The organism is Bradyrhizobium cenepequi (genome assembly GCF_020329485.1).
Taxonomy (GTDB): domain Bacteria; phylum Pseudomonadota; class Alphaproteobacteria; order Rhizobiales; family Xanthobacteraceae; genus Bradyrhizobium; species Bradyrhizobium cenepequi.
In genome coordinates this window covers 49,155-66,850 of sequence record NZ_JAGKJI010000018.1, presented here as the reverse complement: position 1 = coordinate 66,850, position 17,696 = coordinate 49,155, and the positions used below count along the sequence as shown (strand labels likewise).

Annotated in this window: 15 protein-coding genes and 1 pseudogene; 2 read left to right on the top strand and 14 right to left on the bottom strand. The window is 63.9% G+C overall.

What is annotated here, in order from left to right:
- Window positions 1–175 precede the first annotated feature (175 nt).
- Both J6497_RS19910 and J6497_RS19905 read left to right on the top strand, forming a co-directional pair.
- Window positions 176–721, top strand: a complete 546-nt coding sequence (locus J6497_RS19910) for a sigma-70 family RNA polymerase sigma factor (protein WP_225705979.1) — start codon at window positions 176–178, stop codon at window positions 719–721.
- A gap of 37 nt (window positions 722–758) precedes the next feature.
- Window positions 759–1,643, top strand: a complete 885-nt coding sequence (locus J6497_RS19905) for an anti-sigma factor (RefSeq protein WP_225705978.1) — start codon at window positions 759–761, stop codon at window positions 1,641–1,643.
- Window positions 1,644–1,776: 133 nt separating this feature from the next.
- Here J6497_RS19905 and J6497_RS19900 read toward each other — a convergent pair whose 3' ends face one another.
- The 14 genes and pseudogenes from J6497_RS19900 to J6497_RS19835 form a co-directional block, all read right to left on the bottom strand.
- Window positions 1,777–1,971 (bottom strand): hypothetical protein, encoded by a 195-nt coding sequence (locus J6497_RS19900; RefSeq protein ID WP_225705977.1) that lies wholly within the window; start codon window positions 1,969–1,971, stop codon window positions 1,777–1,779.
- A gap of 309 nt (window positions 1,972–2,280) precedes the next feature.
- Window positions 2,281–4,407, bottom strand: a complete 2,127-nt coding sequence (gene flhA / locus J6497_RS19895; protein WP_225705976.1) for a flagellar biosynthesis protein FlhA — start codon at window positions 4,405–4,407, stop codon at window positions 2,281–2,283.
- A 1,289-nt stretch (window positions 4,408–5,696) separates the two neighbouring features.
- Window positions 5,697–6,002, bottom strand: a pseudogene (locus tag J6497_RS19890) (MFS transporter); the annotation flags it as partial.
- A 6-nt stretch (window positions 6,003–6,008) separates the two neighbouring features.
- Window positions 6,009–9,245: an efflux RND transporter permease subunit gene (locus J6497_RS19885; protein ID WP_225705975.1), complete on the bottom strand. Its 3,237-nt coding sequence runs from the start codon at window positions 9,243–9,245 to the stop codon at window positions 6,009–6,011.
- A 3-nt stretch (window positions 9,246–9,248) separates the two neighbouring features.
- On the bottom strand, window positions 9,249–10,433 hold the full coding sequence (locus tag J6497_RS19880) for an efflux RND transporter periplasmic adaptor subunit (RefSeq protein ID WP_225705974.1): 1,185 nt from the start codon (window positions 10,431–10,433) through the stop codon (window positions 9,249–9,251).
- Between the two features lie 73 nt (window positions 10,434–10,506).
- The gene (locus J6497_RS19875) at window positions 10,507–10,785 is read right to left on the bottom strand and encodes a metal-sensing transcriptional repressor (protein ID WP_225705973.1); all 279 of its coding nucleotides are present in this window, start codon (window positions 10,783–10,785) and stop codon (window positions 10,507–10,509) included.
- Between the two features lie 149 nt (window positions 10,786–10,934).
- Window positions 10,935–11,657 carry a LamG domain-containing protein gene (locus tag J6497_RS19870; protein ID WP_225705972.1) on the bottom strand — a complete coding sequence of 241 codons (723 nt, stop codon included), beginning with the start codon at window positions 11,655–11,657 and terminating at the stop codon, window positions 10,935–10,937.
- On the bottom strand, window positions 11,654–13,033 hold the full coding sequence (locus J6497_RS19865; RefSeq protein WP_225705971.1) for an ABC transporter permease: 1,380 nt from the start codon (window positions 13,031–13,033) through the stop codon (window positions 11,654–11,656). Before J6497_RS19865 ends, J6497_RS19870 begins: the two co-directional genes overlap by 4 nt.
- On the bottom strand, window positions 13,020–13,760 hold the full coding sequence (locus J6497_RS19860; RefSeq protein WP_225705970.1) for an ABC transporter ATP-binding protein: 741 nt from the start codon (window positions 13,758–13,760) through the stop codon (window positions 13,020–13,022). Before J6497_RS19860 ends, J6497_RS19865 begins: the two co-directional genes overlap by 14 nt.
- Before the next feature lie 39 nt (window positions 13,761–13,799).
- Window positions 13,800–14,144 carry a hypothetical protein gene (locus tag J6497_RS19855; RefSeq protein ID WP_225705969.1) on the bottom strand — a complete coding sequence of 115 codons (345 nt, stop codon included), beginning with the start codon at window positions 14,142–14,144 and terminating at the stop codon, window positions 13,800–13,802.
- A gap of 11 nt (window positions 14,145–14,155) precedes the next feature.
- Window positions 14,156–15,097, bottom strand: coding sequence for a DUF1259 domain-containing protein (locus J6497_RS19850; protein WP_225705968.1), 942 nt, complete (start codon window positions 15,095–15,097; stop codon window positions 14,156–14,158).
- Between the two features lie 68 nt (window positions 15,098–15,165).
- Window positions 15,166–15,396, bottom strand: a complete 231-nt coding sequence (locus tag J6497_RS19845; protein WP_376708239.1) for a PepSY domain-containing protein — start codon at window positions 15,394–15,396, stop codon at window positions 15,166–15,168.
- Window positions 15,397–15,444: 48 nt separating this feature from the next.
- A complete protein-coding gene (gene chrA / locus J6497_RS19840; protein WP_225705967.1) occupies window positions 15,445–16,836 on the bottom strand; it encodes a chromate efflux transporter in 1,392 nt (463 codons plus the stop codon).
- Entirely contained in the window at window positions 16,833–17,651 is an 819-nt protein-coding gene (locus J6497_RS19835; RefSeq protein ID WP_225705966.1) for a chromate resistance protein ChrB domain-containing protein, read from the bottom strand. The genes chrA and J6497_RS19835 overlap by 4 nt, the downstream gene beginning before the upstream one ends.
- Window positions 17,652–17,696: the final 45 nt, after the last annotated feature.

The window sequence follows — 17,696 nt, the reverse complement described above, 5'->3', positions numbered from 1 at the left end:
GAACCTCTGCGCGTCGGACGGGAACCAAACCCGGGCTGCAAGGCCCGGGTTTTGCTTTGGAAAGGCCGCCGCATCCGATCGGCTGGTGGATCGCGGCGTGCCAAACTATGCTACGAGGCAGATAGGATTAATTCCCGGCATCAGGCGAACAGGGATCGCAATTGGGGGATGCTGAATGCTGACGCCGGCTGAGTTGGTCTGGCTGGTCGCCGCCGTTGCGAAGGGGGATGAGGCCGCTTTCGAGCGCTTGTACGCGGCCACACGGGCGAAACTCTTCGGAGTTGTCCTGCGTATCTTGCGGCGACAGGATCTTGCCGAGGAGGTCATTCAGGATACCTACGTCAAGATCTGGAACAGCGCGGGACAATTCAATCCGGCGCTGGCGTCGCCGATCACCTGGATGACATCCATTGCTCGCAACCGCGCCATCGACCTGGTCCGCAAGAAGAGCGAAATCTCGCTGGAGGAAGAGCCTGCGGCGATGGAGGTCGCGGCCGAGACGCCCGATCCGCTGGCGCGGCGCGAGATGACGGAAGAACTGCGCCGGCTGCTGGAATGCGTCGGCCGTCTGGAGCCGGACCGGCAGAAGCTCGTGCTGCTCGCCTATTACAACGGCTGGAGCCGCGAGCAACTCGCCGCCAAGTTCGAGACGCCAGTGAACACGGTGAAGACATGGCTGCGCCGCAGCCTGCTGGAGATCAGGGAGTGTCTTGGGTTTTGAAGGCTGCTTGGACCTTGAAGATCTTGATATTTGCGTGATGGCCGATAACGAGGACCATATCGCGCTCGCCGCCGAGTATGCGCTGGGCACGCTCGATGCGGAGGAGCGCGCGCAGGTCGAGACCATGATGGCGATGGACAAGGAGTTCGCCGCCCTCGTGCAGGCTTGGGAATTCAGGCTCGGCCCGCTCAACCAGATGGTGGGCCTGGTCGAGCCGCGGCCGATCGTGTGGGAGAACATCAAGAGCGCGATCAGTCAGTCCTCCGCACCGCGGGCGCCGTTGGCGCTGCCGCCGGAAGTGCCGTCCCCGCCACCGCCCGTCGAGCAGACAGTCGCGGAGGCGCCGGTCCAGCAAGCGCCGATCGTCGACGACGGCCGCGTCGTCCAACTCACAAGCCGGCTGAGGCGCTGGCGCGGCGTGGCGTCGGCGGTCAGCGCGATTGCGGCGGCGCTCCTGGTGGTGCTGGGGCTTCAAGTCTACCAGCCCGAGTCCCTGCCTGACGCCATCCGTCCGACGCCCCGCGCGCAGATTGCGGAAGTGAAGACGCCGCCATCGGGACAATATGTCGCCGTGTTGCAGCAGGACGGCAACTCGCCGGCCTTCATCCTGACCGTCGATGCCGCCACCAAGAATTTCACGGTGCGCCGGGTCGGGGCGACGCCGGAGGCCGGCAAGAGCTTTGAGCTCTGGCTGATCTCCGACCAGCTTCCGCAGCCGCGCTCGCTCGGCGTCATCGGCGCGGGTGAGTTCACCGAGCGCCCGGTGCCGTCGTCCTACGATGCCGCCACGATCAACGACGCGACCTTTGCCGTCACCGTCGAGCAGGCGGGCGGATCGCCGACGGGCAGCCCTACTTCGGCGCCGATCTTTTCCGGCAAGCTGATCGAGAGCGTGCCGCCCGCGCCGGCGGGGAACCGCTGATTCAGATAAAAAGAAAACGCCCGTGGGGAGCGGGCGTTTTCGATAGTCAACTTGGGGGTAGTTGGGGGTCTTAAATATCCACGTGGCCTTTGGGGGGCTGTAAAGAACCACGTGAATTCCGTAAAATCCTTCTCTAACGTATGAGCGAATTGTTCGATGAAGTGATGGCCACCGGCTTGCCGGCCTTCATCACCCGCGCGGTCTGGTACTCGTCCGCGCTCGTGCGCGACATGATGCCGATGCCGGCAACGATCACACCCGCCACGAGTGCGACGACCACAATCTTCAGATGGGTCGTTCGATCCGCGCTGTAGATCGAGTGGTTCATGAAGGTCTCCTGCCGCCTTCCCTGTCGCTTTACTTTTGTCGGACACCTCTTCCGACAGGTTCAACATCGTCGCGCCTTTCCAACATAGGAATCGCGAATTCCGTTCCGTAGAGGTCATCACAAGCCCGTGAATAGACGTGATCCAACGCGATCAAGATCAACGTTGGAGAGAATATTATCTAGTTATTTCAATGTTTTAGATCGAAAGTGCCATGCACTGCCGGTAAGCTGTTGAAATTAAGCCATTTTCCACAAACAAGTTGCATGTGACGAAAATGCTTCGCCGCCAAGCAACCGATTTGTGCCCGGTTACACGCTACCGACCGTCTTCAAGCGTGCCCGCGGATGGATCTCGGCCTGCGACAGAACCGTGGTCTGCGAGCGGAACCGCTCAACCAGTGAGCGAACAAAGGGCCGGATCGCCGCCGAAGTCACCAGCACCGGCGCCTCGCCTTCGCGCGCGGCCTGCTCGAAGGCATTGCGGGTGGCGGTCATGAACTCCGACAGTTTCGACGGCTGCATCGCAAGGCTCCGGTCCTCGCCGGTGCCTACGATCGATTCCGCGAACGCCTGCTCCCAGCGCGCCGATAGTGCGATCAGCGGCAGGTAGCCGTTGTAGGAGGTATTCTGCGCGCAGATCTGCCGCGCCAGGCGCGCGCGGACATGCTCGACCATGGTCGCCGGATTGCGCGAGAAGGCAAGCGCGTCCGCGATGCCTTCGAGGATGGTCGAGAGGTCGCGGATCGAGACGCGCTCGGCCAGCAGCAATTGCAGCACGCGCTGGATGCCGGAGATCGTGACCTGGCTTGGCACGATATCCTTGATCAGCTCGCCCTGCTCCTTCGGCAGCTCCTTGAGCAGCTTCTGCACCTCGCCGTAGGACAGCAAGTCCGACATGTTGTTCTTGAGCAGTTCAGTGAGGTGCGTTGACAGCACGGTCGCAGCATCGACCACGGTGTAGCCCTTCAGCGAGGCCTCTTCCTTCAGCGCGGCGTCGACCCAGGTTGCGGGCAGACCAAACGTCGGCTCGACGGTGTGGATGCCGGGGACCTGGACCTGGTTGCCGGCGGGGTCCATCACCATGAACTGGTTCGGCCAGATCCGTCCCGTGCCGGCGTCGACCTCCTTGATCTTGATGACGTAGGTGTTGGCCTCGAGCTGGACGTTGTCGAGGATGCGCACCGCCGGCATCACGAAGCCCATCTCGACCGCGAGCGAGCGGCGCAGCGCCTTGATCTGCTCGGTCAATCGGTCGGTGCCGTCAGGGCCGTTGACAAGCGGGAGCAGCGCATAGCCGAGCTCGATCTTGAGGTCGTCGATCTTGAGCGCGCTCGAGATCGGCTCCTCGGCGGCCGCTGCAGCCGCAGCAGCCGCCACAGCGGGGGCGGCCGCAGCTGCGGCTTCGGCGGCCTTGGCGGCATGCTTCTGCTTGCGTGCGTTCCAGGCCAGCGCGGCGGCGCCGGAGCCGAGCGCCAGGAACGGGATCATGGGAATGCCCGGCAGCAGCGACAGCACGATCATCACGCCGGCCGACATGCCGAGCGCCTGCGGATAGCCCGAGAGCTGCTTCATCAGCGCCTTGTCGGCGGCCCCGGACACGCCGGCCTTCGATACCAGGAGGCCCGCGGCGGTCGAGACGATCAGCGCCGGGACCTGCGTCACCAGGCCGTCGCCGACGGTCAGCACGGTGTAGGTGCGCGCGGCTTCGCCAAAGCCCAGTCCCTGCTGGGCGACACCGATGATGATGCCGCCGACGACGTTGATGAACACGACGAGCAGGCCGGCAATGGCGTCGCCACGGACGAATTTCGAGGCGCCGTCCATGGCGCCGAAGAAGCCGCTTTCGTCCTCCAGCTCCTTGCGCCGCTCCTTGGCGACCTTTTCGTCGATCAGGCCGGCGGAGAGGTCGGCGTCGATTGCCATCTGCTTGCCCGGCATCGAATCCAGGTGGAAGCGTGCCGCGACTTCGGCGATGCGGCCTGAACCCTTGGTGATGACCACGAAGTTGACGATGACCAGGATCGCGAACACGATGATCCCGATCACGAAATTGCCGCCCATCACGAAATTGCCGAAGGCCTCGATGACGTGGCCAGCCGCCGCCGTCCCCTCGTGCCCGCGCGACAGGATCAACCGGGTCGAAGCCATGTTGAGCGACAGCCGCAGCATGGTCGAGATCAGCAGAATGGTCGGGAACGAGGAGAATTCCAGCGGCGCCTGGATGAACAGCGCCGTCATCAGGATCAAGACCGACAGCGTGATCGAGATCGCCAGGAACAGGTCGAGCACGATCGCGGGCAGCGGCAGGATCAGCACCACCAGGATGGTGAGGATGCCGAACGCCAGCGCGATGTCGCCGCGCTTCAGGACGTTGGTGATGTCGGCAAAAGAGAAGCCGCCGGATGCCGTGCCCTGACCCGCCGTCACGTCGACCATGGTAGCCCGATCCCCCGCGCCTGCCGGCCGCGGCCGCCAAATGTCTGCCCGGCGGCTTGCGGGCCGCCGCTCCGAAAGTGAGGCACCGCGCTGGCGTCCACGGGGGATCTCCTCCCGTCATACGCGACCGATGACACTCGACTTCACCCGGCAATTTTTGCCCAGCGTATGGTTATTAAAGGGTTAACGGGGTTGCTTGGCCGTCATTCCGGGGCGATGCGCCGCACTGCGAGCGAACCCCAGCCCGTAGGATGGGTAGAGCGCAGCGAAACCCATAGGCTTCTGAGCAAGCGGCGCGAGTGATGGGTTTCGCTGCGAGGCTGAGCAAGTATTCGATCGGCTCTCGAAGGAGTAGAAATCCATTCTCGGTCCTGCTGCGTGGCGCAAGGAAAATTCCGCGATGGCCTCCGCGTGCGCTATACCGGCGAACGATTTTCTACGGGCGGACGGCCGTCGCGAATACTTGCTCAGCCTCTGCGCTCTACCCATCCTACGATTCCGTCATTGCGAGCGGAGCGAAGCAATCCATGCCTCCGCACGCGGCGCGATGGATTGCTTCGCTCCGCTCGCAATGACGGGGTGAGTTCTGATTTGAATTTCAAACAGCGGAGGGGACGTGCGTCCGCGTTCTCGCGGCATGATCTGCCCGAGCTTTGGGCTACTTTCCACCCTCTCATCGAAGTGAGGGCGCAGGGAAAGCCGGGTGCCGGTTGCACCCATGGACCCCATGCAACAAAAAGCACGGGGGTAGGACCACAGGTCAACCGGAGCAACACCGGCTTTCCCTGCGCAGTGGTTTACGGCTTACTTCGTGCTCTCCCCGGTGACCGGGCTTTCTTGCCACCGTCACTCTGCGGACACTTGATCCACAGAACTTAGCGCCAGCGTCGGGGCGCCAGGACCACACGACTTCGCCGTCCGCGAGTGCCGCGCTCGTCAGTCGCAACACCCGCGTCCACCGCATCTCACCGCAACGTTCGTGACGATCGCGAGCCGCCCCTCATCTGCGGTGAGACGCGCGGAGTTAAATCACTGATTTGCCCGACGACGGAAGCGGAATATTTCTTGCGCGAGGACTGGACGGGGCAAATCAGGTTGAAATGGTTGAGGAAATTAGCGCGATTGTACGGCATCCGTTCAAACGAAATGTGCATCTGTCTTGCTCTGACGAAGCTCACAAACTCATCCCATGAGCAAAGGCCATGCTCCAAGCGCGATGACCGCAAGGATCTCTAGTCCCACTGCAGCGTGACTGCGGATCACCGCCGTGCGCGACGAGCGGCAGAAGCGATGTTCCAGACCTCGGTGACGAACGGCAGCGCTACCGCGACGGATGCCCGCACCAGGTCCATGGCGACCAGGAACGGCCGCCGAGGAACATAGCCGGCCAGGCTTCCTGCAATCGGCGCGATGCCGACATAGGCAATCATCTTGATCGCCAGCGCCGTGCCCAGGACGGCGCCGGCCCTGTCGCCGGCAATCTTGAACGCCAACAAGCCGAGTGCGACCGTCATCAGGCCGGTGCCGATCAGGGCGATGACCTGGGCGGCGGCGAACAGGTGGCGATAGGTGCGGCTGGCAAGGACGGCCAGCATGGCAGGCTATTCCGCTGCCCGTCTCGGCACGAAATGCTGTGTCTCCGGCTGCGAGCGCCGCCGCGCGAAATAGGCATACAGCGCCGGCAGCACCAGCAGCGTCAGCAATGTCGCCGTCAGCAACCCGCCGATCACGACGGTGGCGAGCGGCCGCTGCACTTCCGCACCGGTGCCGGTCGCCAGCGCCATCGGCACGAAGCCAAGCGACGCAACGAGAGCGGTCATGACGACCGGCCGGAAACGGGTCAATGCGCCCTCCTGAATCGCGGTCCGCGTATCCATGCCATCGCCGATCAGCTTGCGGATTTGGCTCAGCATCACGAGGCCGTTCAGCACCGCTACGCCGGAGAGCGCGATGAAGCCGACGGCGGCCGAGATCGAGAACGGCATGCCGCGCAACCACAGCGAGACGATGCCACCGGTCAAGGCGAGAGGGACAGCACTGAAGACGAGCACCGCATCGCGAGCCGATCCCAGTGCACCGAGCAGCAACAGGAAAATCATCGCAAAGCAGCCTGGCACCACGAACAAGAGGCGTTGGCGGGCGACCGAGAAATTCTCGAACTGGCCGCCCCAGGTCAGATAGGTGCCCGGCGCGAGCTTTATCTGCTCGTCAACCTTGGCCTGCGCCTCGGCAACCAGCGAACCGATATCCCGCCCACGCACCTCGGCGGTCGCGACCACGCGCCGCTTGCCGTTTTCGCGGCTGATCTGGTTGGCGCCCTCGGTCAATTCGAACGAAGCGAGGGTACGCAAGGGGATGGAAGCTGCGGGTGCATTGGGGTTGGCATGCGGCAGCGGCACCGGCAGGTTTTCCAGCGCGGAAACATCGGAGCGCAACGCGTCGTTCAGGCGGACCACGATCTGGAAGCGACGGTCACCCTCGAACACGAGGCCAGCGACCCGGCCGCCAATGGCGGTTTCGATCAGGTCCTGGATGGTGGCGAGGTTGAGTCCGCGGCGCGCGATCTCGGCTTTGTCGATCCTGATCTCCAGGAACGGCAGGCCGGTCGTCTCCTCGACCTTGACGTTTTGAGCACCCTCGATCCGGCGGAGGGCGTTGGCAATGCTCTCGGCCGTCCGTTGCATTTCGGCAAAATCGTCGCCGAAGACTTTGACGGCCAGGTCCTCGCGCACGCCGGCGATCAATTCGTTGAAGCGCATCTCGATCGGCTGCGAGAAGCCGAGCTTGTTACCCGGCAATTTGCTCGCCTCGGCTTCGATCTCCTTGATGAGATCATCCTTGGACATCGAGGGGGTCGGCCACTCGCTCTGCGGCTTGACGATGATGTAGGTGTCGGAGGCGCTCGGTGGCATCGGATCGGCGGCAAGGTCGGGCGTGCCGGTTCGCGAGAATACGAAGGCGACCTGCGGGAACTTGCTGACCGACCGCTCGATCAGGAGCTGCATCGCCTGCGCCTGCACCAGCGAGGTGCTGGGCACGCGCTTGACCTCCATTACGATGTTCTTCTCGTCCAGCGTCGGCGTGAATTCCTGCCCGAGCCGGGTGAACAGCGCACCCGCCCCGAGGATCAGAAGTAACGCCAGCCCAATCACCGGCAGCGGCGCGCGGGCGGTACGGGAGAGCAGCGGCGCATAGGCGGATTTCAGCGCGCGGATGATGGCATTCTCCTGCTCGCGCACAGGCTTTGAGATCGCGATCGCGATCGCCGCCGGCACGAAGGTCAACGACAGCACGAACGCGGCCACGAGCGCGATCATGACGGTGAGCGCCATCGGCTCAAACGTCTTGCCTTCGACGCCGGTGAAGGTGAGGAGCGGAACGTAGACCAGGATGATGATGAGCTGGCCGTAGACCGTCGGCCGGATCATTTCGGTTGCGGACGCGGTGACCGTTTCAAGCCGCTCAGGCAACGATAGCGCGCGCCTAAGCTCGCGCTGCCGTTCGGCGAGATGCCGCAGGCTGTTCTCCGCGATGATGACGGCGCCATCGACGATCAGGCCGAAATCGAGCGCGCCGAGGCTCATCAGGTTGGCGCTGAGCCGTCCCTGCAGCATGCCGGTCGCGGTCAACAGCATCGTCAGCGGAATCACGCAGGCCGTGATCAGTGCCGCGCGGAAATTGCCAAGCATCAGGAACAACACGGCGATCACCAGCAGCGCGCCTTCTGCCAGGTTGGTCGCGACCGTCTCGATCGTGGCGTCGACCAGTTGGGTTCGGTTAAGGACTGTTCGGGCACGGATGCCGGGTGGCAGGGTCCGGCTGATCTCCTTGATCTTGCGGTCGGCAGCGGCGGCGACCGTGCGGCTGTTACCGCCAATCAGCATCAGCGCGGTGCCGAGCACCACCTCGCGGCCGTCGATGCTGGCGCTGCCGGTGCGCAGTTCCTTCCCGATTGCGAGGTCGGCGATATCGGACATGCGGACCGGCACGCCGCCTCGTGTCGTCACCACGATCCTGCCGATATCATCGAGATTTTCCACCCGCCCGCTGGCCCGGACGACGACGCCTTCGCCGTTTTGCTCGATGAAGTTGGCGCCGCGGCTGATATTGTTCGCCTCGATGGCGGCGATCACTTGGGTGAACGAGAGCCCGTAGGCTGCAAGCCGGACCGGATCGGGCTGCACCTGGAACTGTTTCACGAAACCGCCGATCGCATCCGCCCCAGCGACGCCGGGAACGGTCCGCATCTGCGGTCGGATGATCCAATCCTGGACCGTGCGGAGATAGACCGTGCGCTGAAAATCGTCCGTCAGCCGTTCGCCTTCGGGCGTGAGGTAGCTGCCGTCGCTCTGCCAGCCGGGCTTGCCGTCCTGCACCGGCGTGGTCGCCCCGGGTTTTTCGTATTCCACCGCCCACCAGTAGATTTCGCCGAGGCCGGTGGAGATCGGTCCCATCCGGACGTCGACGCGGGGCGGGAGGTTGATCTTTGCCTCGTTAATGCGTTCCGCGACCTGCTGGCGGGCAAAATAGATGTCGGTGCGGTCGGCGAACACAGCGGTGATCTGCGCGAACCCGTTGCGCGAGAAAGATCGGGTCGATTCCAGCCCGGGTGTCCCGGCGAGCGCGGTCTCCAGCGCCACTGTGACCTGCTTCTCGATCTCGACCGGCGTCAGCGCCGGCGCAACTGCGTTGACCTGGACCTGGACATTGGTCACGTCGGGAACGGCGTCAATCGGCAGCCTGGTCAGCGACCAGAAACCGGATGCGGCAGCAGCGAGCGTGACCAGCACAACGAGCCCGCGCTGGCGAACGGAGAAATCGACGATCCGGCCGATCATCGCCTAGTCCTCGTCGCGAGGTTTTGCGAGTTCCGCCTTGAGCGAGAAGGTATTCGAAACGGCAATGGTTTCGCCGGGAGCTATTCCGGAGGCGATCTCAACGGACTGGCCGTCCTGCTCGCCAAGCACGACATTGCGTTTTTCAAACCCGTCCTTGCTGCGGACGAAGATCGCCTTTCTACCGTCGACATTCTGGATCGCGGTTGCCGGCACGACGACGTCGACCCGACGCTCGTTGAGTGCAATCGCGGCGGTGACGAACGATCCCGGACGCCAGTATCCATTCGTATTGTCGAGAGCCGCCACGACGCGGGCGGTCCGAGTTTCCTTGTCGAGCAACGGGCTGACGAACACGATCTTGCCCGTTGCCGTCTCGGGCAGTCCGCGCGCGGAGAGGCGCACCGACTGGCCCTCCGTGACCATAGGCAGGTCGGCGGAAGAGACAGACAGTTCGACCCAGACGCGGCTGAGATCGACGATGACAAAGAGCTCGGTCTCGAGATTGTCGCGCCCCACCGCCGCGCCAAGCTCGACCTTGCGTTCGGCGAGCCGACCCGAGACCGGGGCGCGGACGTCCTGGCTGCGCAACGACGTGTCTGAGGATTGCGGCAGGCCGGCGATTTCGTGTGCCTCTACGCCCAGTGCGAGCAACTTCTGGCGAGCGATGTTGAGGCGCATCTCGGTCTGCGCGGCGGCATTGCGCGACTTGATGTATTGTTGCTCCGGAACCGCTCGTCCTTCCCACAGCGACTTGTCGCGTGAGGTGAGGTCCTGCTGCAACTCATTGGCAAGACGGGTGGCGAGGTACTCGCTCTTGGCGTCCGCTACTTCGCGACTTTCGAGCACAGCAAGCACGTCCCCCTTCGTGACGTCATCGCCGATATTCTTGCGCAGCTCGGCCACTGTCCCGGACAGCTTCACCGAAACATGGGACACCCGGCCAGCATCTGGAGTCACTGTCCCCGGCACGGCCAGGCGTTTCGCTACCATTCCGGCGCCTGCCGTTGCCAGGTCGATGTGCGCCAGCTTGATCCGGTCGTCGTCCATGGCAACGATGGGTATCCTCGGTTCGGTCTGCCCGGGCTTGCTGCTGGCCTGCGTCGGGGCATTGCCCGGCGCGATACCAACGGCGCGTTGCAGCGTAGCCCACACGCCCGGCGTCAGCGCCACGGCCGCGGCGCCGGCCATGAAGGCAATCGCTGCGATGATGGAGCGGCTTGCCATTGACGGCTCTTTGATCGGACGAAAGGACACTGCAGCCCTAGAGATACTTGGAGATGGCCTTGAAGTCGGCCACCACGCTCTTCGTCGATTTCACGGAACCGTTCACTGCTGTATCCAGGCAGTGATCGACATGATCGTGAATCAAGCTTCGCTTGGCTTCGCTGATCGCCTTCTCGACGGCATGAAGTTGCTGGGCGAGATCGAGGCACGGCCGCCCCTCGCCAAACATTTCAATCACGCGACGCAGATGCCCTTCGGCCCTGCGAAGCCGCTTGAGGATTTCCGGATGGGTTTCGTGGATGTGCTCATGAGTCATGGCAAGACCCTATCCCCCGGGAGGGGATAGGGCAACCAGATTTGCACCGGCGCGATTGCCGATGGGCGCCCCAGCCTGCGTGGCGATCAGTCGCGGGCCCGGCCGGTCCGCGCTGCGACCGCGACGCGAGTCGCTTCACGATGCATTTCTCAGTCGGCTGCCGTGACAGTATAGTCGGAGAATTGCACGTGGCTATCGGCCTTCGACCACAGGCCGACGCGGCCTGAGACGGGCTGCGCCAGTGTGTGCTCGAGATAGAGCTTGCCATCGAGATAACCCGCGACCTTTGTGCCGTTGATGCGGATCTTGAGGTCGTGCCATTGGCGCGTGGCGGTTGGCGTGTTGCGCACCCATTTGACCGACGAGCGCTTGCCCTTCTCGAACTTCCAGAGCACGAGGTTGTTTTCCAGACAGTTGGCGCGGATGGTCAGGTAGTCGCCGTTCGGCTTCAGGTTGAACAGGATTCCGGCACCCTGATCGATGCGGCCTGACAATCCCTGGAAGCGCACCGTGATCTCGCCGTCGGTGAAGTTTTGGATGTCGGGCGCGATCGCGTAGGGGAAATAGGCATAGGCCTGGACGCGGTCGAGGAATTCGGCGTAGCGCTCGCCATAGAGCGCGCGCGCCTTGTCGGCGATCCCGGCAGACGATTGTCCCTCCTTCCACTGCCGGCCGTCCACGGCGAGCACCTTCTTGCCGCTATCGCTCTCGATCCGCCAGGTGCCGACGACCGGCACCAGCGATTTCGGTTCGGCGCCAATGGTGTCGTCGACGAAGTCGATTTTCGTCGGCTGCCCGGCGAGTGCCGGCAGCACCAGTACTGCGAGAACCGTCGCGGCAGCGACGCGTCCGATGCTTCCTGCTGTGGTCATGGTTGAGCTCCTTTGCAGGTGAACAGGGATATGACCGGCGGCCGTCGGCTCCACCACCAGGCGCCGGCGATCAACAGCGGCAGCCCGCCGATGAACCAGAACAGTGTCGCATCCGCCGTGGCGACCAGCGGATAGCCCGGATATGCGTCACCAGGTGCGGCCGCGGGCGGCTGCACGCCGGCCAGGGCGTACAGCAGCGGCAGGACTTCGCGCGGACTGGTTGAGCGGCTGACATCCGATCGGGTGCCGTAGGAATATTCGATTTCGCCATAAGTATCGTTGGCGGGTCGGCTGGCGGCATCGCGGCGGCTGCCGGCGAGAACGATCAAAACGTTTGGCATTGCGCGATCGAGCTTCGCCAGCACGTTGCGCTGCAGATCGCCATAGCGTGGATCCTCCGGTGCGAGATAGACCTTGATGATCAAAGGCAATCGGAGGGTGGCGAGCAGCCGCTGATCGGCCGCCGGGAAGGAGTTCCGCCGATCCTCGGTGACATCGATCGTTTGCCTGATCTGTGTCGACAGGCCGAGCGTCAGCAGGGTGGCGAGGACGCACGGGACGGAACGTATGCACTTGGTTTGTGTTGCCACGCCGGGCAGCAGCCAGACGGACGCGAGGGCGGACAGGCCCGCGATTGCGCCGGTCCCGCCGAGCACCAGCCCGGCGGAGAACAGGCCTTGTTCGAACGGGCGGAGCACTTGCGTCAGCGATAGTTGTGCGACAAAGGCCGCGACGCCGGAATGGCCGGCAAGGGTGAAATCGAGCACCCATGATCCGATCGTCACCGCCAGCGCAATGATGGCGGCCGTGGCCGAGCTGTCGGCAATGGTCGCGGCGAATAGTGCGATCGCGCCCACGAGCAGGCCGTAGAGCAGATGGCCGAACAGGAGATTGACAGTCTCGGATGCCGCAAGATGCCCGCCGATCATCGCCCAGATTGCCAGTGCTGAAAGAGCGGGGATGCTTACCAGGGTCCAAGCCGCGAGCACGGCGGTCAGCTTGGCAAGAATGAGCGTCGAGGATCGATAGGGCAACTGGACCAACAGGCTCAGCGCGCCCGACTCCTTTTCCTGACCCAGCACGCGGATTGCCACGAATGGGAACAACAGCGTGACCGCGACGTAGAACGAGCCGAACGTCGGCACCAGGATGCCGTCGAGCGGCGACAGACTTGCCGCCAGCACCGGAGATTGCTGCGCCGACGCGCTCGCTTCGCCATAGAGCGAGACGGCTTGAACGAAGCTGTAGCCGATCAACGGACAGACCAGGAGCAGCATCGTCCACAGCGCCCGGCCGCAGACAATCTCGGCCAGTTCCTTCGCAAGCAGCGGAGCGAGCGGCGCCTGGCGAGCGCGATATGGTTCATGTGAGCGCAAGAAAAATCTCCTCCAGCGAACCGCCGGCCAGCGCCGTTTTCGCGCGCAGCTCGCCGAGGGTGCCGATGCCGCGCACTTTTCCGCCGGCGAGCAGCAGAAAGCGGTCGCAGGCGCGCTCGGCATCCGCAAGCTGGTGGATGGCGAGGATGAAGGTGCGTCCGCGCGCTGCTTCCTGGCGGATCACGTCGATGATGGCTCGCGTCTGCCTGATGTCGAAGCCATCGAACGGTTCGTCCATCACCAGCACGTCGTGCGGCGTCAGCAGGCCGAGCCCCAACAGCAGCCGGCGGCTAAATCCCTTGGACAGCGCATGCACGCGCTTGCCAAGCACCGGCGTCAATCCGACGGAAGCGATCGTTGCGGCCACCTGCGCTTCCGTTCGCTTGTAGACCCGCGCAAAGAAGGTCATGACGTCGATGGCGAACCGGTCCTGATAGGGCCGTATGCCGTCAGGCAGATAGAACAGCGCTTCCTTTCTCCGCTGCTGCGGCAATTCCTCTCCGCACCAGAACGCGACGCCTTGCTCCGCTGGAAGCAGGCCCGCAAGCACTTCCAGCAAGGTCGTCTTCCCGGCCCCGTTCGGACCGACAATGCCAAGGATTTCGCCGGCCGCGATGGAAAATGAGACGCGCGCGATCGCTGTCTCCCCGTCGTAGCGCTTGGCGAGGTTTTCCACGCGCAAGAGCTCGCGGGACGAATTGCGAGCGGCGTCATCCGCGAAGATCATAGGCTGGCTCCCATCGCGGCGCGCGCACCATCGACGTAGTTACTCCTTGCGAAGCTCTATGATCGTTCTCTCTTCACCGATCCTCTCCACTGTCAGTTCGACCGGATCGCCATAGCGGACCGAATTGAAGATCAGGCCGTCCTGGACCTTGAACTCTTCCGTCGTGTCAGGGGATAGCCGGACCTTCAGCGTATCGTGGCCTTGGTCGATGCTATCGATGACACCGCGCAGCGTCTCGGTCGCGGGTTTTGTCGCGACGCTCTCGGTGTCTCGGACAACAATTTCCTGCTCGGCTGTCGCGGCGGCCGCCGGCTGCGGAAGGACCGCGCCGGCTGCGATCACGGCGAAGATTGCAGTGAGCGAGCTAAGGACGATGGATGACATGGCTGCACCTGTCACTTCTGCGCCACCGCGGTCTTGTCGAGCGCGGCGCGGACGCTTCGGGCGAGCTTCAGCGCGTCGTCGTTGGCCCAGAAATGGATGAAGAACATCCGGGGTTGCTCGTCGAGCATGTGGCTGTGGATCGCGGTCACCTCGATGTCGCCTGCGCGCAAGGCTCGGATCAGCGGATTGACCTCATCGCCGGTGACGAGGAAGTCGCCGGTGATGGCGGCCTTGCCGCCGCCGGTCGGCTGGAAGTTGATTCCGTTAGCGCCGCCCATCGCGGGGGTGACTGTCATGCCGGCTTCGGCCGCCGGATCGCGGCGCGGGATCGCGAACTGATCGACGCCGCCGGTCACCATTCCCTTGGCGCGCATGATCTCGTCGAGCTTCGCGGTGTCGAGGTCGACGGTCGCGGCCGGGCCGGCGGTGGTCGGCGCATCGAACGGCGTCTTGCTGCCGGTGGACAGCGCCTCGTGAATCGCAGTGGCCAGCTTGGCCGGATCGCCATGTCCGCCGACGTGCATATAGAACGTCGCCGGCGAAGCGCGCAGGATGTGGTTGTGGACCGCAGTGATGTCCAAGCCACTGTTCAAGAGCTTCGTCATGACAGGCGTGATCTCGGATTCGAGCAGGACGAGATCGCCCATCACCATCGCCTGACCATTCACGGGGGCGAAGGCCACCCAGCCGCCGAGCGCGAGCGCGGGCTTTATCGCCACGCCGTCAAGGGTGACGTGCAGATCGGACCGCGGCAGGCCATAGCGATGGACCTCGCCGCTGACGGTAGCCGTTTTGCCGAGCGCGGCGTCCACCTTCTTCCAGTCGATCGCCTCTGCATGCGCATCCGAGATAAACGGCTCGGCAAAGATGTTCCAGTCGACGGGCTGCGCCGCCGCGAGGTTGGGCAACAGCAAGGCCGCCGCGATGGCGGTAAGGCGAGACGTCTTGGTCATGGGGATTTCTCCTCTTGTTGGAGTTCGTGTATTGGAGATGCTTGTGCTCGCGAGGGCAGCGCGCAGCTCTACCGCCGCTCCTTGAACTGACCGCTGCTGTCGACGACGATGTGGACTTCCTTTCCGTCTTTCACCGCCTTCACGATCGTGCCTTCGGCGGTTGATTTCATTTCACCGACTTGCGAGTAGCCTGCGGCCTCAAGCTTCGCGACGAGTTCCTGTTGTGTCAGGGCATAAGCAGGCGACAGCACGCCCGTCATCGCCAGGCAAAGGGCTGCGCCAGAGATCAGTCGCATCATGGTCTTTGCTCCCAGGTTGTGCCTCCAGCCCGTTGTTTGCGGTTGTCGTCAGATGATGCCCGTCAGGCGCAACAGGACGCCGGTGATGCAGGACGCTGCGAGGACGACGAGCATCCCCATATTGAAGCGAAAGATCGCGGTGGCTGCCGCGATCGACAGGGCAAGCGCTGGCCAATCCACGCTGCGCAGTATCGGCGCATCGAAGAAGAGGCCGAAGCCTTGCACCGGGACGGTCTGCCGGAAGATCGTGTGCAGCGCGAACCAGATCGAGAGATTGAGGATGACGCCGACGACCGCGGCGGTGATCGCCGAAAGCGCGCCCACGAGCGCCTTGTTGCCGCGCATTGTCTCGATATAGGGAGCGCCGAGGAAGATCCAGAGAAAGCAGGGCGTGAACGTGACCCAGGTCGCGAGCAGCCCTCCGAGCGTGCCCGCCAGCATCGGGGACAGTCCACTTGCCCCACGGAATGCGGCCATGAAGCCCACGAACTGAACGACCATGATCAGCGGTCCGGGCGTCGTCTCGGCCATGCCGAGGCCGTCGAGCATCTCGCGAGGCTCGACCCAGTGATAATAGTTGGCTGCCTGCTGCGCGACGTAGGCGAGCACCGCGTAGGCACCGCCAAACGTCACCATCGCCATCTTGCTGAAGAAGATCGCGACCTGGCTGAAGACGTTGGACGGACCGAGGCCAACGAGCAAAGCGGCCACCGGAATGAGCCAGAGTGCAAGCCACGTGACACCGACGCGCAGCGCCCGGGACGCGCTGGGCCGCACGTGGTCAGGAATCGCTTCGTCGAGCATGCTGTCGATCGCGGCGGCATTCTTTCCGCCGTGCTCGATTGCGGCGAACTCCGGCCTGCCGAGCCGGGCGCCGATGTAGCCGATGACGCCGGCTGCCACGACGATCAGCGGAAACGGCGCGGCGAAAAAGAAGATCGCGACGAACGCGATCGCCGCGATCGCAATCATGATTGGGTTGCGAAGGGCGCGCTTGCCGATCCGGACCACCGCCTGGATCACGATGGCGAGCACCGCCGCCTTCAGGCCGAAGAACAGCGCCTCGACAAAACCCACGTTGCCGTAGGCGGCATAGATGTAGCTGAGCGCCATAATGGCGATGACGCCGGGCAGGATGAACAGGCCTCCCGCCACGATGCCGCCGACAGTGCGGTGCAGGAGCCAGCCGATATAGGTCGCAAGCTGCTGCGCCTCGGGCCCGGGCAGCAGCATGCAGTAGTTGAGCGCGTGCAGGAAGCGCCCTTCCGAAATCCAGTTCTTCTCCTCGACGAGGATGCGATGCATCACCGCGATCTGCCCGGCCGGGCCGCCGAAGCTCAAGATCGCGACGCGCAACCAGACCACGAGCGCATCGGCAAAGGCGATGCCGTGCGCGTCGTCGCGCGAAGCGGCTTTCGAGTCTGCGGTGAGCTCGGTCATGGCTTCACCTTGCTGGTCGGCCAGTTATGGGTCTCCCTGGTCGCATCGCGACACCAGCGGTAGAAGGCATCGTAGAGAAGAAGGCCGGCGTTCAACTGCTCGAGGTCGTCGTCGTACATGCGCGACAGGCCGAGCGATGCCGCGAGCAGGCCTGCCGCCTCCGGGGAAAGATCGAGACGCGCGGTGTCGGCCGCGCGCACCATCACGGCCAGCCGCTCCAGTGCGGGTGTCGAAAGGCCGAACTCCTGTACCATCACGTCGAACGTGCAGAGCTCGCCGCGATGGCTCCAGAACACATTCTCGATATCGAACGGCGTGGCAGCAAAGCGCTCGGCGACCGCAACCACTTCCGCAGGAGTGACGAACAGGAACACCGCTGCGGGATCGACGAAGCGGCGGATCAGCCAGGGACAGGCGATGCGATCGATCTTCGGGCGCGATCGCGTCACCCAGACGGTGCGCCCGCGCCCGTCACGCTTCGGAATCTTGTCGGCGGGCACGGTGGGAAGGTCCGCCTGCTTCCAGCCGAGATGGCCGCCTTCGAGAATCTCTGCCGCGATGCCATTGTGGCGGAGCCACGCGGACGTGCCTTCGCTGAGCTTCTGGCCCTTATTGCAGATGACGACGGTCGACCGGCCGGCCAGGTCTCGCGCCCAGTCGTGAACGTCGAGATGCGAGCGACGCGTTGCGCCCGGGATCAGGCGTGGATCCGCCGCGAAGTCCTCATCGAGGCGGACGTCGATCAGAACAGGCACGCTAGCCGTGCCAATCAATCGTGAAAGCTTGTCAGGGGAAATCGAGGTGTATGAAGACATGCTGCGTCCCTCATAAGTTAAGGACGCGATGCTTGGGCATGTCGC

Coding starts and splice junctions, on each gene's coding strand:
- chrA (WP_225705967.1), bottom strand. CDS start 16,836: ATGACCGAGCTCACCGCAGACTCGAAAGCCGCTTCGCGCGACGACGCG.
- J6497_RS19900 (WP_225705977.1), bottom strand. CDS start 1,971: ATGAACCACTCGATCTACAGCGCGGATCGAACGACCCATCTGAAGATT.
- J6497_RS19850 (WP_225705968.1), bottom strand. CDS start 15,097: ATGACCAAGACGTCTCGCCTTACCGCCATCGCGGCGGCCTTGCTGTTG.
- J6497_RS19855 (WP_225705969.1), bottom strand. CDS start 14,144: ATGTCATCCATCGTCCTTAGCTCGCTCACTGCAATCTTCGCCGTGATC.
- J6497_RS19860 (WP_225705970.1), bottom strand. CDS start 13,760: ATGATCTTCGCGGATGACGCCGCTCGCAATTCGTCCCGCGAGCTCTTG.
- J6497_RS19875 (WP_225705973.1), bottom strand. CDS start 10,785: ATGACTCATGAGCACATCCACGAAACCCATCCGGAAATCCTCAAGCGG.
- flhA (WP_225705976.1), bottom strand. CDS start 4,407: ATGGTCGACGTGACGGCGGGTCAGGGCACGGCATCCGGCGGCTTCTCT.
- J6497_RS19885 (WP_225705975.1), bottom strand. CDS start 9,245: ATGATCGGCCGGATCGTCGATTTCTCCGTTCGCCAGCGCGGGCTCGTT.
- J6497_RS19870 (WP_225705972.1), bottom strand. CDS start 11,657: ATGACCACAGCAGGAAGCATCGGACGCGTCGCTGCCGCGACGGTTCTC.
- J6497_RS19835 (WP_225705966.1), bottom strand. CDS start 17,651: ATGTCTTCATACACCTCGATTTCCCCTGACAAGCTTTCACGATTGATT.
- J6497_RS19845 (WP_376708239.1), bottom strand. CDS start 15,396: ATGATGCGACTGATCTCTGGCGCAGCCCTTTGCCTGGCGATGACGGGC.
- J6497_RS19910 (WP_225705979.1), top strand. CDS start 176: ATGCTGACGCCGGCTGAGTTGGTCTGGCTGGTCGCCGCCGTTGCGAAG.
- J6497_RS19880 (WP_225705974.1), bottom strand. CDS start 10,433: ATGGCCGGCGCCGCGGCCGTGGCGCTGACGCCGGGCGTGTGGGCTACG.
- J6497_RS19905 (WP_225705978.1), top strand. CDS start 759: ATGGCCGATAACGAGGACCATATCGCGCTCGCCGCCGAGTATGCGCTG.